Origin of the sequence: Agromyces aureus (genome assembly GCF_001660485.1) — a bacterium.
In the GTDB taxonomy this organism is placed as follows: Bacteria; Actinomycetota; Actinomycetes; order Actinomycetales; family Microbacteriaceae; genus Agromyces; species Agromyces aureus.
Genome location: NZ_CP013979.1, coordinates 3,066,416 through 3,080,302, shown reverse-complemented (window position 1 = coordinate 3,080,302; position 13,887 = coordinate 3,066,416). Strand labels below are relative to the sequence as shown.

Here is a 13,887-nt window from a genome sequence, read left to right as displayed (position 1 = left end):
GCTGAGGGCGGCGCTCACCACTCGCCGTCGTTGACCTCTGGCCTGGCCCGCAGGTACTGCACGGGCCACATCGTGCTGCCCGCCCCGAGTTCGTGGGCGGCGCGCAGCGCGAAGTGCGGGTCGCGCATCATGGCCTTGCCGATCATGACCGCGTCGGCCGCGCCCGAGGCGACGAGCTCGTCGGCGTGCTCGGCGTTCGTGATGCGGCCGACGGCCGAGACCGCGACGTCGCCGTGCTCGCCGACGTACTCGGCGTGCCCCGCCTGGTAGCCGGGCCCGACGGGGATGTCGGCGTGGGCGACGAGGCCGCCGGTCGACACGTCGAAGAAGTCGGCGCCCGCGTCTTCGCACCAGCGCGCGACGATCGCAGTCTGCGCCTCGTCCCAGCCGCCCTCGACCCAGTCGGTCGCCGAGAAGCGCACGAACAGCGGTACGCCGTCGCCGATCTCGGCGCGCACCTCGCGCACGATCTCGAGCAGCAGGCGCGAGCGCCCCTCGAGGTCGCCGCCCCACTCGTCGTCGCGCAGGTTCGAGAGCGGGGAGAGGAACTGGTGCACGAGGTAGCCGTGCGCGGCGTGCACCTCGACCAGGTCGAAGCCCGCATCGAGCGCGCGCCTGGCCGCCGAGCGGAAGTCCGCGATGACGCCCCGGATGCCGGCCTCGTCGAGCGCCACGGGCTCGCGCAGCCCGTGGAACGCCTGCGCCGACGCCGAGACGGTGGTCCAGCCGCCCTCGTCGAGTGGCTGGGAGCCCCGCTTGCCGACGACCTCGGGCCAGACCGACGCCTTGCGGCCCGCGTGCGCGAGCTGGATGCCGGCCGCCGCACCCTGCGAGCGGAGGAACCGGGTGACGCGCGACCACGCCTCGGCCTGCTCGTCGTTCCAGAGGCCCGTGTCGTAGTCGGAGATGCGGCCCTCGGGGCTCACGGCCGTCGCCTCGGCGATCACGAGGCCAGCGCCGCCCGCGGCCATCGAGCCGAGGTGAACGAGGTGCCAGTCGTGCGGCACGCCGTCGCGCGAGGTGACCGAGTACTGGCAGAGCGGCGGAACCCAGACCCGGTTGCGGATCGTGAGCGAGCGGATGGTGATCGGCGTGAACAGGGCGGGCTGTGCGGATGCCTCGGGCTCGGCGCTCATGCGGCGAGCTCCCTGAGCCACGACTCGAGCGACGCGGCATCCGTGAACACGAAGCCGTCGCCGCCGACTGCGAGCGAACCGGCGACGTTGTCGGCCCGATTGTCGATGAACACGAACTGCGACGGCTCGATGCCGAGCTCGGCGATGACGTGCTCGTAGATCGCGGCGTCGGGCTTCACGAGTCCGAGCTCGCCGCTGACGAACACGCGCTCGAAGAGCGGTGCGAACGATCCGGAGCGGAGCCAGCCCGAGAAGTCGGCGCCCGCGTTCGAGAGCAGCGCGAGACGCGTGCCGCCGTCGCGCAGGGCGTGGAGCACGCGCAGGGTGCCGGGATCCACGCTCAGCCAGCTGCGGTGGTCGATCGCCCAGAGCTCGTGCACGTCGACGGTCGACCAGTCGGCGCCGATCGCCCGGGCGACGGCCGCCCAGTACTCCGCGATCGACAGGGTGCCCTGATCGAGGGCTGGCCGATGCTGCCAGAACGCCGCCCAGAACGCGGGTTCGTCGGCAGCGGACACGCCTGCACGCGCGACCAGTTCCGCCCGGTCTTCGGCGCTGGGGGAGCGGGAGATCACCTCGCCGTAGTCGAAGACGACCACGCGCGGGGCGAGACTGATGGGTTCGAGGGCTGTCGCTGACATCGTCGTCCAACCTATCGTTGGAGCATGGCCACCGAGTGGAGAAGCTGGCGGGCCGACGACGCCGCCGCGTGGATCGCGGCGCCCGGCGCCGACGACGACAAGTACTCGCGCGGCGTGCTCGGACTGGTGTCGGGCTCGGTCGAGTTCCCGGGCGCGGCCGTGCTCGGCGTCGAGGCCGCCCACCGCACCGGCGTCGGGCTCGTGCGCTACATCGGGCCGAGGGGCGTGCGCGCCGCCGTGCTGCTGCGGAGGCCCGAGACGGTCGTCGGCCGCGGCCGCGTGCAGGCGTGGCTGCTGGGTTCGGGCATCGACCCGACCCGGCGTTCGTTCGTGCTGCTCGGCGATCTGCAGCACGCGCTCGCCGACGGCGTTCCGGTCGTGCTCGACGCCGGCGCCCTCGACCTCGTCGGCACGCACACCGCCCCGACCGTCATCACGCCGCACCACCGCGAGCTCGCGCGGCTCCTCGCCGCGCGCGAGATCCGATCGAGCTTCGAGGAGATCCGCGCCGACCCCGCCGAATGGGCCGAGCGCGCGGCGCGCGAACTCGGCGTCGTGGTGCTGCTGAAGGGTGCGACCACGCATGTCTGCGACCCCGCCGGCAACGCGTTCGTGCTCGAGGCCCCGACGCACTGGCTGGCGACGGGTGGCACGGGCGACGTGCTCGGCGGCATGCTCGGCGCGCTCGCCGCGACCCACCATGCCCGGCTCGCCCGCGATGCCGAGGCGCTCACGTCGCTCGCCGCGACCGCCGTCTGGATCCACGGTGAGGCGGCCAGGCGCGCGAGTGCCGCGAACGGCGGCGGCCCGATCGTCGCACTCGACATCGCGCAGGCCGTGCCCGGCGTCGTCGGCGAACTGCTGGCGACTCGCGGCGACTGACGGGCAGACGGGCGCGGCACCGGGGGACCGCGGCGCAGCGACGGCATCGCGCCGGCGCGGACTGGGCGCCGATGCGCGGAGGAATGCGCCTACGCGCGGAGGAACCGCGCGAGGAACTCGCGCGTTCGCGCCTCGCGGGGCGACGCGAAGAACTCCCGTGCGGGGGCGTCCTCGATGATGCGTCCCGCGTCGAGGAACACGACGCGGTCGGCCACCTCGCGCGCGAACGCCATCTCGTGCGTCGCCATGACGATCGTCGTGCCGCGATCGGCGAGCGAGCGCACGAGCGCGAGCACCTCGCCCACCAGTTCGGGGTCGAGCGCGCTCGTGACCTCGTCGAGGAGGAGCAGCTCGGGCCCGGTCGCGATGGCGCGCACGATCGCGACGCGTTGCTGCTGTCCGCCCGAGAGCCGGTCGGGGAACGCCTTCGCGAACTCCGCCAGGCCCACCGAGTCGAGCAGCTCGAGCGCCTTCGCCTCGGCGGCGGCACGCGGCATCCGGTGCACCAGACGGGCCGCGAGCGTGACGTTGTCGAGCACGCTGAGGTGCGGGAACAGGTTGTAGTGCTGGAAGACGACGCCGATGCGGGCGCGCACCCGGTCGGCGTCGACGCGGGGGTCGCTGACGTCTTCGCCGTCGAGCAGGATCACGCCGTCGTCGATCGTCTCGAGCAGGTTGATCGTGCGCAGCAACGTCGACTTGCCCGAGCCCGAGGCGCCCACGAGCGCGACGACCTCGTGCGTGTCGACGTCGAGATCGACGCCGTCGAGCACGAGCTTCTCGCCGTACGAGCGACGGATGCCTCGCAGCCGCAGCAGCCCGGGCGTGGCGGTCTCCTCGGACGTCGGTGTCGTCACGCTCGGCTCGCTCATACGATGCTCCCGCCCTGTTCGCGCACCCGCATGCGTGCCGAGAGCCAATCGGTCAGCCGGATCATCGGCCACGCGAGGAGCACGAACAGCAACCCGGCGACGACGTACGGCGTGAAGTTGAAGTAGTGCGCCGTCTCGATCTGGGCGGCGCGCACGGCGTCCATCGCGCCGAGCACCGAGATGAGGCCGACATCCTTCTGCATGGCGACGAAGTCGTTCATGAGTGCTGGCGTGACCTTGCGGAAGGCCTGCGGGAGCACCACGCGGCGCATCGTCTGGCCGTGGCTGAGGCCGAGCGAGCGCGCGGCGAGTCGCTGCGACGGGTGCACGGCCTCGATGCCGGCCCGGAACACCTCCGAGACGTAGGCCGAGTACGTGAGGATCAGTGCGATGGTGCCCCACACCGCGACCGGCACGCGCGGGAAGAAGTCGAGTCCGGGGATGCCGTACCCCACGAGGTAGAGCACGATGATGAGCGGCATGCCACGGAAGAGGTCGGTGTACCCCGCCGCGAGCGCGCGGAGCGGGAAGTACACGGGGCCGCGGAGCGTGCGCATCGACGCGAGCAGCAGGGCGACGATCACGACGCCGATCGCGGCGACCACGAGGACCTGGACGTTCAGCCAGAGCCCTTCGAGGATGCGCGGCAGCGACGCGAGCGCGACCTCGGGGTCGAAGAACGACTCGCGGACCTTCGTCCACCCGGGGGAGCCGGCGACGGCCCAGAGCAGCAGCCCCGCGAACACGACCGTGGAGACGGCGCTGATGAGCACCGAGCGACGGGTCTGCTTGCGCCGGAACGTGCGCCGCGAGACCTCGAGGTCGCTCGGCCGCCACGCGGGCGCGTTCGACGCGTCGGACGCGTCGAGGTCGGCGCGGCTCACGCCGCCCGCCTTGGTTGATTCAGCCACCATGCAACGGTAGCGGCGCACGCGATCGCCCGCGTGCGCCGCCGTTCGTCTCCGTCGATCCGTGCCGTGCGGCTCAGTCGAGCAGCGGGGCGGCGTCGCCGCCGAGCCAGGTCGTCGCGAGCTCGTCGAGCGTGCCGTCCTCTCGAAGCGCGTCGACTGCCGCCGTGACCTTCGCGGTGAGCGGCGAGCCCTTGGCGAGCACGAGCCCGAACTCGTCGCCGCCCGCGGTCGAGGGCAGCTGGCCGATGATCTTGCCGCCGTCGAGTTCGGCGCCGGTCAGGTAGAACGCGGTCGGCAGGTCGACGACGATCGCGTCGACCGTGCCGCTCTGCAGGGCGAGCTTCGCGTCGTCGTTCGTGTTGAACACCTGCGCGCCGGCCGTCGGGGCGATCTCGCTCTCGATCGCGTCGAAGCTCGTCGTGCCCACCTGTGCGCCGACCAGCAGGTCCTTCAGGTCGGCGATCGAGGTCGCGGATGCCGCGGGCGAGCCCTCGACCGTGATGACGACCTGCGTCGTCTCGTAGTACGGCGACGAGAAGTCGACGTTCTCGGCGCGCTCGGGCGTGATCGAGAACTGCTGCAGGTTGATGTCGAAGTCCTTCGCGCCGGGCGCGATGGCCTGGTCGAAGGTCGTGCGCACCCAGACCACGTCGTCGGCGTCGAACCCGAGCTGCGCGGCGACCGCGTAGGCCACGGCGGGCTCGAAGCCCTCGCCCGACTCGGGGGCGTCGTCGATGACCCACGGGTAGTAGGCCGGCTCGCCCGTGCCGACGGTGAACTTGCCCTCGGTGACGTAGCCGTCGGCGCTGCCGGAGGCGCTGCCGCCGGAGTCGCCCGATCCGCCGGCGGAGCACGCGGCGAGCACGAGGGTGGCGGTTGCCGCGACGAGGATCGCGGCGAGTGGGCGTCGGGTCATGGCTGCCTCCGGGGTCGGGTCCTCCAAGCTTCCCCGATCCGGGCGCCCGCGGGGCTGCGCGTGGCGGAATGTGACACTCGGATAGGCTCGCCGTCATGACGGATGCGGGCGAGCGGGCGGCGCCCGCGGCATCCGTCGCTCGCAGCACCGCCCCGCTCGTCGGCGGACGCGTCGCACTCTGGATCGCATTCGTGCTCGTGCACGCGTGGCTCGTCTGGCTGAACCTCGCGGCGCCCGGGCAGCCGCTCGGCGACGTGACCGGCGTCTACCGGGTGTGGGCCGAGAACGCGGCGAACGACTGGCTGCGCATGGGCATCGACGCGCCGTGGGTGTACCCGATCCTCGCGTTCCTGCCGATGGCGGCGTCGCTCGCGTTCGGCTCGGACTGGTACGCGCAGACGTGGCTCGTGATCGTGACGCTGCTGAACGCGGTGGCGTTCGCGGTGCTGCTCGGGTCGGCCGGGCTCTCGCGCCCGCGCCGCACGGCCGCGTGGTGGTGGCTCGGGTTCCTCCTGCTGCTCGGGCCGATCGCGCTCGGGCGCATCGACGCCGTGACCGTGCCCATCGCGATCCTGGGTCTGCTGATGGCCGCCGGTCGCCCGCGCGTCGCGGCCGTGCTGCTCACGGTCGGCGCCTGGGTCAAGGTGTGGCCGGCCGCACTGGTCGCTGCGCTCGTGATCGCGTCGCGGCGTCGCGGCGAGGTCGTGGGCATCGCCGCGGCGCTGAGCGTCGGCATCCTCGGCGTGAGCCTGCTCGCCGGCTCGGGGCTGAACGTGTTCGGCTTCGTCGAGGAGCAGGCGGGGCGCGGGCTGCAGGTCGAGGCGCCGCTCGCGGTCGTCTGGCTGTGGCAGATCGTCGCGGGCGCGCCCGGGGTGCGCGTCGTGTACTCGCAGGACATCCTCACGTTCCAGATCGAAGGGCCCGGGGCGGATGCCGCGGCCGCCCTCACGACGCCAGCGATGGCGATCGGCGTGCTCGCCGTCGTGCTGCTCGGGGTGCGGGCGGTGCGTCGCGGTGCCGTATTCGGGCGGGTGCTGCCGCCGCTCGCGCTCGCGTTCGTCGTGGTGCTCATGCTCGCGAACAAGGTCGGGTCGCCGCAGTTCATCGCGTGGCTCGCCGCACCCGTGATCCTCGGGCTCGTCTACCGCCCGCGCCGCTTCGCGGTGCCCGCGGCCGTCGCCGCGTCGATCGCGCTGTGCACGCAGCTCATCTACCCGTACTGGTACGGCTGGCTGCTCGCCGCGAACCCGGCGTTCGTGCTGCTGCTGACGACGAAGGTCGCCCTGCTCGTCGCCCTGCTCGTGTGGGCGATCGCAGCACTGTGGCAGGCTGGGGCCAGGCGGGATTCCGCGCCCCGGTCGGGGTGAAGCACGAGCCCGCGAGGAGGACTCATGCTGGTGGCATTCTCGGTCGCACCGAGCGGAACGGGCCGCAGCGACGGCAGCGTGCACGACGCGGTCGCCGCGGCGGTCAGGATCGTGCGGGAGTCGGGGCTCCCGAATAGTTGGACACGTAGCGCCACTTCTGGAAGAAAGGCCTGATCACATGCTTGTTGCGTTCAGCGTAGCGCCTTCTGGCGTAGGAATTGCTCAGGAAATCACCGGTGAAGCCTCGGCAGATGCAGGCGGCTCCGTGCATGACGCCGTCGCTGCGGCTGTCACTGTGGTTCGCGAGTCCGGCTTGCCCAACAGGACGACGAGCATGTTCACGGAGCTCGAAGGAAGTTGGGACGAGGTGATGGACGTCGTCAAGCGCGCAACCGAGGCAGTGCTGCCGTTCGGGTCGCGAGTGTCCCTGGTGCTGAAGGCTGACATCCGGCCCGGCTACACCGGTGAGCTCCACGGCAAGGTCGAACGCCTCGAGCGCGCGATCGATGAGTCGAGCCAAGCAGGGTGAGCCTGCTGGCACGCCAGTAGAACGGCTCTCAGTACTGTACGAGAAAACACGAACCCCGTCATGACCTGGCCGACGTGTCGAGCTGCGTCTTCTTGTCCAGTCGTGGACGCGTAGGCGCTCTGCCATCGCTTCCCGGTCCACCATCGATACGAACGTTCGCTAACCGGCTACCAGCCCTTGTGTCGGCTTCACCTTCTCCACGAGCAGTGCATTTGGGACGAGCTCATCTCAACGCTGCGAAGGCAGCGAGCGTCCATCGGTTCCGCGCTGCTGCTGGTTTCGAGGTGAGGTGAAACGCCCGGCACACTGCGCACGGATGGATGCCCACCTCGTGGCGTTGCGGTGAAGCGCTCCGGATTCTGCGCAGCGCAAGTCCAGCCGCGAGGGCAGTCGGGTACGGGTGCTTGGTGCAAGTGGGCGCAGCCATCATCGCTCCTTCAGTGTCAGAAGAGAACGACGTGCTCCGGCTTATGTACCGACCAGCGTCTGAGCCTGCGGTTGTGTAAACCCAGGCCCTGCCGGGCTGCCTGTAGATGGTCTTAGCGCCATGGCTAGCCTGCTCGTGCTGGACCCAGGACGCAAGGCTCGCGGCGACGAGCTCGTGTGCTCTGGCAGCACCGCTACAGTTCGGACATGCATGTGCGACGACGCGCTCGGAATTCGACGCCTCGGTCGAACGCTGCGCTGATTGCAGCTTCGATCGTGACTGCCTCATTCGCCTCCCTGGCGCTGACGGGCTGCGATCCATTGGGCCGTAATGACCTTGCAAGCTTCGATGGAGTTGACGCAGTCGTGGCTGAACTGGATGTCGCATCGATCGGTGAGATCGTGTTCGAGGCGAGGTCCGGTGCCGGAGCTCTCAACGGATGGGCCACCCGCGAGATGCTCATCGAGGGAGTCCACGACATCGACGGACTCGAAGGACCAGCCGCGGGGGATCTCCTCAAGTCCAGCCTCGATGGTGCAGGCTTCGAGGAAGGCGGCTTGAACGACGAGTGGCAGTCATGGAGCCGGCTCCAGCTCAACGTCAATGCGTGTCAGGTGTCCTTTCAGCAGGTCGACGAAGGAGATGTGGTGAAGTATCACGACTCGGAGAACGTCGCACACGACAAGGCAGTTGGCGCAGCGGGCATGTGGGTAGCGGTGTCCTGCGAGCAGTAGTCGCTGCTCGAAAGAACAGGCCCCCCGAAGCCCAGAAGGGCGGCGTGGGTCTGCCATTTGCGCGTACGGGTGCTGGCGGTGGCTTGGCCCCGGGCATCACTTCGGTCGAAGTCAGACCTTGCCGTTTCTCGAAGTTGCGGCGATGGCATCCATCAGTTGTCGCCTCGAGTCCCGGAGCTGCTCGGGCACCTGCACTCGGAAGCTGGAGGGCTCGTCCCGCGGTGCGAGCACGAACGGCAGTGAGAGCTCCGTTCCGTCGAGATCCATCACGACGTAGAGAGCGTCTGATGAGGATCCGGCATGCGCCTCTCGCCCGATGTCCACCCTGAGGATGCGGTCGTACTCGACCGTAAGAAACGTCCGGCCGCTCGGGACCATGAAGAACTCGAGGTGATCAGTGCCGAGCCGAACCGCGTACATCGTCGAGGGCTTCCGAGCTCCGCCGGTCAGCTTCTTCACAGCAGCCGTCATCCCCGGTACTCGCGAACTGAGCCACATCCCCGAACCGTGCTGCGATTCCAAGTCCCGCAGCGCACGAGCGTTTCGGGCCAACACGTTCGCGAAGTAGAACCACCCCACGAACAGGAGAAGAGCGCACACCGCCATGGCTTCAGCGAGAGCGTACCCGCTCGACTGCTGGGCTCTCGCGCCGCACGCGACGATCTGGAATCCGACGCCGGCCGCCGCGGCAACGGTGAGCCCCGCGTAGGTGCTGCTCGATGGCTTCCCGCCTTCGGTCAATCCGCTCACCCGTCCGATCCGCAGTTCTCGACCCGTTCACTCTTCCACGCGCGCGGTCCACTCTCTCCGAGTGAGTGGGCCGCTTCCAGTGCCGGGCGGGATGAGCCCGCCACCCACCGAGATCCGCGGCGGCTCCGCCGGCTCGCGACATCCGAAGCGCGGGTCGAATCGATTCGATTCCTGTGCGAGAATCGACGGATGAGCAGCCGAACCGACCAGACGTCGACCCTGTCGCCGACTCGCGTGCGCCTCGCACTGCTCGCCCTCGCACTCGGCGGGTTCGGCATCGGCTCGACCGAGTTCGTGGCCATGGGCCTGCTGCCCGAGATCGGGCGCGACCTGCTGCCGGCGGTCGCCGCGAGCTCGCCCGACGACGCGAACGCGCAGGCCGGCTGGATCATCTCGGCCTATGCGCTGGGCGTCGTCGTCGGTGCCCCCACGATCGCCGCGCTGGCAGCCCGGTGGCCGCGCAAGCGCCTCCTGCTCGCCTTGCTCACGGCGTTCACGCTCGGCACCATCGCGTCGGCCGTGCTGCCGACGTTCGAGCTCGTGCTCGCCGCCCGGTTCCTCTCGGCGCTGCCGCACGGCGCCTACTTCGGCATCGCGTCGCTCGTCGCCGCGAGCCTCATGGGCCCCGGCAAGCGCGCCCGCGGCGTCGCCCTCGTGCTCTCGGGGCTCACCATCGCCAACGTCATCGGCGTGCCGCTGATCACCTGGCTCGGACAGGCGCAGGGGTGGCGCACGGCCTACCTGGCGGTCGCCGGAATCTTCGCGCTCACCTTCGTCGCCGTGGCGCTCGCCGTGCCCTGGCAGCCCGGCGACCCCGACGCCACGATGAAGCGCGAACTCCGCGCGTTCTCGCGGGCGCAGGTCTGGTTCGCCCTCGCGATCGGCGCGATCGGGTTCGGCGGACTCTTCGCGGTCTACAGCTACGTCGCCCCGCTCGCCACCGAGGTGACCGGGCTGCCCGCCGCGATGGTGCCGGTCGTGCTCGTCGCGTTCGGGCTCGGCATGACGATCGGCAACTTCGTCGGCGGCCGCCTCGCCGACTGGAGCGTGCGACGCAGCATGTACATCTTCTTCGCCGTGCTCGCGGTCTCGCTCTTCGTGCTCGGGCTCACGGCGACGAACCCCGTGGGCCTCTTCGTGGGCGTCTTCCTCATCGGCGGGTCGTCGGCCGCGCTCTCGCCCACGATCCAGGCACGGCTCATGGATGTCGCGCGCGACAGCCAATCGATCGCCGCCGCCCTGAACCACTCGGCCCTGAACATCGGCAACAGCCTCGGCGCCCTCCTCGGCGGGGTCGCGATCGCCGGCGGACTCGGCTACGTCGCGCCCATCTGGATCGGCCTCGCGCTCACGTTCGCGGGCATCGCCCTCGCGATCGTCTCGTTCGCGATCGACCGTTCGCGCGGTCGACGTGGCGTCGTCGTGCCCTACGCGACGGGCGCCATGGAGGTCGTCGAGGTCTGAACCCGGCTCGCCGACCCGACACGCGGGGAGGCGGACGCCGAGGTGGAGCGCGGTGCGGGTCGACGATCGCGATCCGGCCGACCGGGGCGCCTCGGCGAACCGGATCAGCGCGTCGCCGCCGAGGCGACGGCGCGCCGCGGCATCCGCTCGCTCAGTCGGACTGCAGCAGGATGCCGTCGAGAATCGCCCGCTTGCGCAGCGCGACCTTCGTGCCGACGTCGAACCCCGACAGGCGGTACTTCTCGCGGATGCGCTTGAGGTAGCTCTTCGCGGTCTCTTCCGAGATGCCGAGCTGGAAGGCGACCGCCTTGACCGGCTGGCCGGCGCCGTAGAGCGCCATGACGCGTCGCTCCTGCGCCGAGAGCTTGGGCACCGTGCCCTCGGCCGCGAGCGCGACCTCGAGCTCGTGCGTGAGGTACGTCTCGCCGTTGCGCGCCGCCCGGATCGCCTCGACGATGTTCTCGACGGGCTCGGACTTCACGAGATAGCCGAGCGCACCCGACCCGAGCGCCTCGCGCACCACGGCCGGCTCGGAGTACGTGCTCATGAGCATCGTCTGCACGCCCGCCGACTTCAGCATCGAGAGCTTGAGCGAGATGGGGATGTTGTCGCGGAGGTCGAGGTCGAGCAGCACCACGTCGACGGGGAACGCGGGGTGGGCGAGCAGCTCGGACCACGACGGCACGGCGGCGACGAGGTCGATGTCGGCTGCGGTGCCCCGCAGCCACTCCGAGAGCGCACCGAGCAGCATGCGGTGATCGTCGACGATCGCCAACCGGATGGGTACCTCGGTGTCAGCCATGCGACTTCTCCTCTATCGGGCGGCCAGCCGGGTGACGCTGACCGGGCGCGAGCGCCTCGGGTTCGATGCGGCAGATGATCTCGATGCGGAACCCCGTTGCATGCGAAATCATCTGGTGCACTCCGACATTAGCGACTGCGTCCCACGTTGCGGGGTCGACGCGACGGTGAATGACCCCCTCGACGTCGATGGCGAGGTCGACGGAGGTCGCCACGTGCAGGACGTCGGCCTCGGCGTCGTCATCGTCGAGTACGGGCTCGACGGGCTCGCGGCAGATCACCTTCACCGAGGCCGGAACCGCCGACGGTTTCGCCGGGTCGGCGACGAGCAGCCAGAGCGCGAGGAGCAGCCCCTCGCGCTGCCCGGCCGAGAGCGGCCCGGCGAGTCCCGTCGGGTCGTCGACCTGCACCCGGCCGCTGAGGTACTGCGACTCGGTGACCGCGTGCTTCAGCCAGGTGTCGTTGCGGCCCTCGATGAGCCGGATGCGGAGGCCGGCGGCCAGCCCGCCGGCACGGGCCGCATCGTCGTCGGAGAGCGGAAGCCCGATGCGGCCGGCCGCGACGTCCTCGAGCAGGTTCTCGGCGTCGAAGTCGAGCTTCGCGAGCTCTTCGGAGGCCCGCATGCCGACCGCCGAACGGGCCGTGCCCACGGTGCTCTGCACGAGCGAGAGGTCCGCCTCGTGTCGCACGAGCCGGCTGAACCCCTGCAGCATCGCGACCGTGAGCGCGACCGGCAGCACGGTGCCCCCCGCGAGCACGAACAGCGGCACGACGGCCGAGCCCGCTGCGCCGAACTGCACGATCGCGTCGAACACGAGCGCGAAGGCGACCCCGCAGGCGATGATGATCGGCAGCGAACGGGAGCGGATCGTGGAGACCGGCATGAGCACGGCTCCGATCGCGGGCGCCGCGGTCGGCGTCACGCCGATCGCGGCGAGCCCGGAGGTGGCCTGCAGGTCGAACCAGACCGGAACCGCGAGGCCGACGAGCAGCAGCACGTAGAACCAGTCGGGCATGCCCCGGAACACCTGCCAGCCCACGCACCCGATGGCGACGATGCCGAGCAGGGCGATCCAGCCGGGCCAGGGCCCCAGCCCCGGCGGGAAGTACGGGACCATCGCCACGGCGCGCACGAGATGGCCGAGGATGATCAGGCCCGCGGCGATCGTCGCCCCGATCGCGAGCCGCCGACCGCCGTGACTCGAGCGGATGTTGCTCGCCGCCCTCGCCGACCGTGCAGGGCGCAGGAACGAGTGCTCGCCGATGCCCGAGCGCACCCGGGCGGATCCCGTGGTCACGGCTTCGGCACCTCCAGCATCACGGTCGTGCCCGAACCGGGCGACGAGAAGATGCGCGCACGCCCGCCGACCGCAGACAGTCGGCCGACGACGGACTCGGCGTACCCGAGCCTGGCGGGATCGACGGAGTCGGGCTCGAACCCGTCGCCGCTGTCGGTGACCATGGCGCGCACGGTGTGCTCGTCGTCGGTGATCGTGACGTCGGCCTCGGTGACGCCCGAGTGCCGGCGCACGTTCTCGAGGCATTCGCCGAGCGCGCCGACGAGTGCGTCGAGCGTCTCCCTGGGCAGCACGAGCTGACCCGCGCCGTGCCAGCTCACGTCGAGTCCCATGCGCACGAACCGCTGGCGCACCGACTCGAACGTCGTGCTCAGCAGGTCGTCGTCGGAGCCGGGGGAGAAGATCGCGTTCGACCCGTTGTCGAGCGGCACACCGAGGCGCAGTTGGCGCAGCAGCCTCGCGTCGTCGCCGGCCTGATCGCGAAGCGCGTTCGCGCTGACGCCCACCCCCGAGTGCGCGAGCAGCGACAGCGTCGCGAGCACCGTGTCGTGCAGCACCCGCGCGTCCTGGCGCTGCTGCGCCTCGAGTTCGCTCGCGATGCGCTCGGCCTCGTGCGCCCGGCCGACCTCGCCGATGCGCGTCTCGGCGATGCGCACACCGTTGTCGAACCACGCACCGAGCACCGCGAGCACCGACCAGCCGACCACGGTCGTCACGAGGATCTCGATCATCCGATGGCCGGTCGCGGCCGAGGTCCACACGATCGTCGCGACCAGTGCGCCCGCCAGCCCGCAGACGAGCAGCACGCCGTGGCGGCGCACGACCAGCGAGGCGGCCACCGACGCCGACGCCACGCCGCCCGTGACGGCGATGGCCGAGCCGGTCGCCGGGTCGAGGACGGGCGCCGTACCCAACGTCAGCACGAAGGCGACGGATGCCGCGACCACGCCGAGTGCGGCGGCGAACGAGCCGCGCATGGTCTGCAGGAAGACGAGTCCGGCGATCACGACCGAGAGGGTCAGGGCGATCGCGAGTTCCTGCGTGCTGCCGGACCCGGGAACCAGCACGCAGAGGAAGGCCGCGGTGGCCCCGGCGAGGCCCGTGATGCGCGTGAGGCGCCGCAGCAGGCGGTCGCGTTCCTTGTGGATGCGCTTCACGC

The 13,887-nt window shown here is 70.8% G+C and carries 15 protein-coding genes; 6 read left to right on the top strand and 9 right to left on the bottom strand.

The annotated features are described in order from the left end of the window. Positions 1 to 14: 14 nt before the first annotated feature. Complete coding sequence (locus ATC03_RS13840) at positions 15 to 1,136, bottom strand: NADH:flavin oxidoreductase/NADH oxidase (RefSeq protein WP_067878230.1); 1,122 nt, start codon at positions 1,134 to 1,136, stop codon at positions 15 to 17. Next, positions 1,133 to 1,777: an HAD family hydrolase gene (locus ATC03_RS13835; protein WP_067878227.1), complete on the bottom strand. Its 645-nt coding sequence runs from the start codon at positions 1,775 to 1,777 to the stop codon at positions 1,133 to 1,135. The genes ATC03_RS13840 and ATC03_RS13835 overlap by 4 nt, the downstream gene beginning before the upstream one ends. Positions 1,778 to 1,801: 24 nt before the next feature. Between ATC03_RS13835 and ATC03_RS13830 the strand changes: the two genes are divergently transcribed. Further along, a complete protein-coding gene (locus ATC03_RS13830) occupies positions 1,802 to 2,659 on the top strand; it encodes an ADP-dependent NAD(P)H-hydrate dehydratase (protein WP_067878223.1) in 858 nt (285 codons plus the stop codon). An 89-nt stretch (positions 2,660 to 2,748) separates the two neighbouring features. Here ATC03_RS13830 and ATC03_RS13825 read toward each other — a convergent pair whose 3' ends face one another. The 3 genes from ATC03_RS13825 to ATC03_RS13815 form a co-directional block, all read right to left on the bottom strand. Beyond that, positions 2,749 to 3,531, bottom strand: coding sequence for an amino acid ABC transporter ATP-binding protein (locus tag ATC03_RS13825; protein WP_067878220.1), 783 nt, complete (start codon positions 3,529 to 3,531; stop codon positions 2,749 to 2,751). Further along, complete coding sequence (locus ATC03_RS13820; protein ID WP_084003503.1) at positions 3,528 to 4,445, bottom strand: amino acid ABC transporter permease; 918 nt, start codon at positions 4,443 to 4,445, stop codon at positions 3,528 to 3,530. The genes ATC03_RS13825 and ATC03_RS13820 overlap by 4 nt, the downstream gene beginning before the upstream one ends. Positions 4,446 to 4,515: 70 nt before the next feature. Next, a complete protein-coding gene (locus ATC03_RS13815) occupies positions 4,516 to 5,358 on the bottom strand; it encodes an ABC transporter substrate-binding protein (protein WP_067878214.1) in 843 nt (280 codons plus the stop codon). A gap of 95 nt (positions 5,359 to 5,453) precedes the next feature. Here ATC03_RS13815 and ATC03_RS13810 point away from each other — a divergent pair, with 95 nt between their 5' ends. From ATC03_RS13810 to ATC03_RS13800, 4 genes are all read left to right on the top strand, one after another. Then, positions 5,454 to 6,725 carry a glycosyltransferase 87 family protein gene (locus tag ATC03_RS13810; RefSeq protein ID WP_084003502.1) on the top strand — a complete coding sequence of 424 codons (1,272 nt, stop codon included), beginning with the start codon at positions 5,454 to 5,456 and terminating at the stop codon, positions 6,723 to 6,725. Between the two features lie 24 nt (positions 6,726 to 6,749). Continuing rightward, positions 6,750 to 6,899, top strand: coding sequence for a thiamine-binding protein (locus ATC03_RS20360; RefSeq protein ID WP_198168769.1), 150 nt, complete (start codon positions 6,750 to 6,752; stop codon positions 6,897 to 6,899). A 4-nt stretch (positions 6,900 to 6,903) separates the two neighbouring features. Further along, positions 6,904 to 7,254: a thiamine-binding protein gene (locus ATC03_RS13805; RefSeq protein WP_067878212.1), complete on the top strand. Its 351-nt coding sequence runs from the start codon at positions 6,904 to 6,906 to the stop codon at positions 7,252 to 7,254. Between the two features lie 633 nt (positions 7,255 to 7,887). Further along, positions 7,888 to 8,415 carry a hypothetical protein gene (locus tag ATC03_RS13800; RefSeq protein WP_152030962.1) on the top strand — a complete coding sequence of 176 codons (528 nt, stop codon included), beginning with the start codon at positions 7,888 to 7,890 and terminating at the stop codon, positions 8,413 to 8,415. 111 nt (positions 8,416 to 8,526) lie between these two features. Here ATC03_RS13800 and ATC03_RS13795 read toward each other — a convergent pair whose 3' ends face one another. Beyond that, on the bottom strand, positions 8,527 to 9,165 hold the full coding sequence (locus tag ATC03_RS13795; RefSeq protein ID WP_067878207.1) for a hypothetical protein: 639 nt from the start codon (positions 9,163 to 9,165) through the stop codon (positions 8,527 to 8,529). A gap of 189 nt (positions 9,166 to 9,354) precedes the next feature. Between ATC03_RS13795 and ATC03_RS13790 the strand changes: the two genes are divergently transcribed. Further along, entirely contained in the window at positions 9,355 to 10,629 is a 1,275-nt protein-coding gene (locus ATC03_RS13790; protein ID WP_067878204.1) for an MFS transporter, read from the top strand. 151 nt (positions 10,630 to 10,780) lie between these two features. Here the strand turns inward: ATC03_RS13790 and ATC03_RS13785 are convergent, their stop codons facing one another. Genes ATC03_RS13785 through ATC03_RS13775 form a run of 3 tightly spaced genes read right to left on the bottom strand, consistent with a single transcriptional unit; the run spans position 10,781 to position 13,885 of the window. Further along, positions 10,781 to 11,431, bottom strand: a complete 651-nt coding sequence (locus ATC03_RS13785) for a response regulator transcription factor (protein ID WP_067878201.1) — start codon at positions 11,429 to 11,431, stop codon at positions 10,781 to 10,783. Then, positions 11,424 to 12,728 carry a hypothetical protein gene (locus tag ATC03_RS13780; RefSeq protein ID WP_067878197.1) on the bottom strand — a complete coding sequence of 435 codons (1,305 nt, stop codon included), beginning with the start codon at positions 12,726 to 12,728 and terminating at the stop codon, positions 11,424 to 11,426. Before ATC03_RS13780 ends, ATC03_RS13785 begins: the two co-directional genes overlap by 8 nt. Continuing rightward, on the bottom strand, positions 12,725 to 13,885 hold the full coding sequence (locus ATC03_RS13775; protein WP_067878194.1) for a sensor histidine kinase: 1,161 nt from the start codon (positions 13,883 to 13,885) through the stop codon (positions 12,725 to 12,727). The genes ATC03_RS13780 and ATC03_RS13775 overlap by 4 nt, the downstream gene beginning before the upstream one ends. Between the last annotated feature and the right edge of the window lie 2 nt (positions 13,886 to 13,887).

Bases quoted from the DNA above. Each gene is read 5' to 3' on its own strand.
- ATC03_RS13800 (WP_152030962.1), top strand. From the start codon at position 7,888: ATGCATGTGCGACGACGCGCTCGGAATTCGACGCCTCGGTCGAACGCT.
- ATC03_RS13785 (WP_067878201.1), bottom strand. From the start codon at position 11,431: ATGGCTGACACCGAGGTACCCATCCGGTTGGCGATCGTCGACGATCAC.
- ATC03_RS13830 (WP_067878223.1), top strand. From the start codon at position 1,802: ATGGCCACCGAGTGGAGAAGCTGGCGGGCCGACGACGCCGCCGCGTGG.
- ATC03_RS13810 (WP_084003502.1), top strand. From the start codon at position 5,454: ATGACGGATGCGGGCGAGCGGGCGGCGCCCGCGGCATCCGTCGCTCGC.
- ATC03_RS13820 (WP_084003503.1), bottom strand. From the start codon at position 4,445: ATGGTGGCTGAATCAACCAAGGCGGGCGGCGTGAGCCGCGCCGACCTC.
- ATC03_RS20360 (WP_198168769.1), top strand. From the start codon at position 6,750: ATGCTGGTGGCATTCTCGGTCGCACCGAGCGGAACGGGCCGCAGCGAC.
- ATC03_RS13790 (WP_067878204.1), top strand. From the start codon at position 9,355: ATGAGCAGCCGAACCGACCAGACGTCGACCCTGTCGCCGACTCGCGTG.
- ATC03_RS13835 (WP_067878227.1), bottom strand. From the start codon at position 1,777: ATGTCAGCGACAGCCCTCGAACCCATCAGTCTCGCCCCGCGCGTGGTC.
- ATC03_RS13815 (WP_067878214.1), bottom strand. From the start codon at position 5,358: ATGACCCGACGCCCACTCGCCGCGATCCTCGTCGCGGCAACCGCCACC.
- ATC03_RS13825 (WP_067878220.1), bottom strand. From the start codon at position 3,531: ATGAGCGAGCCGAGCGTGACGACACCGACGTCCGAGGAGACCGCCACG.
- ATC03_RS13805 (WP_067878212.1), top strand. From the start codon at position 6,904: ATGCTTGTTGCGTTCAGCGTAGCGCCTTCTGGCGTAGGAATTGCTCAG.
- ATC03_RS13840 (WP_067878230.1), bottom strand. From the start codon at position 1,136: ATGAGCGCCGAGCCCGAGGCATCCGCACAGCCCGCCCTGTTCACGCCG.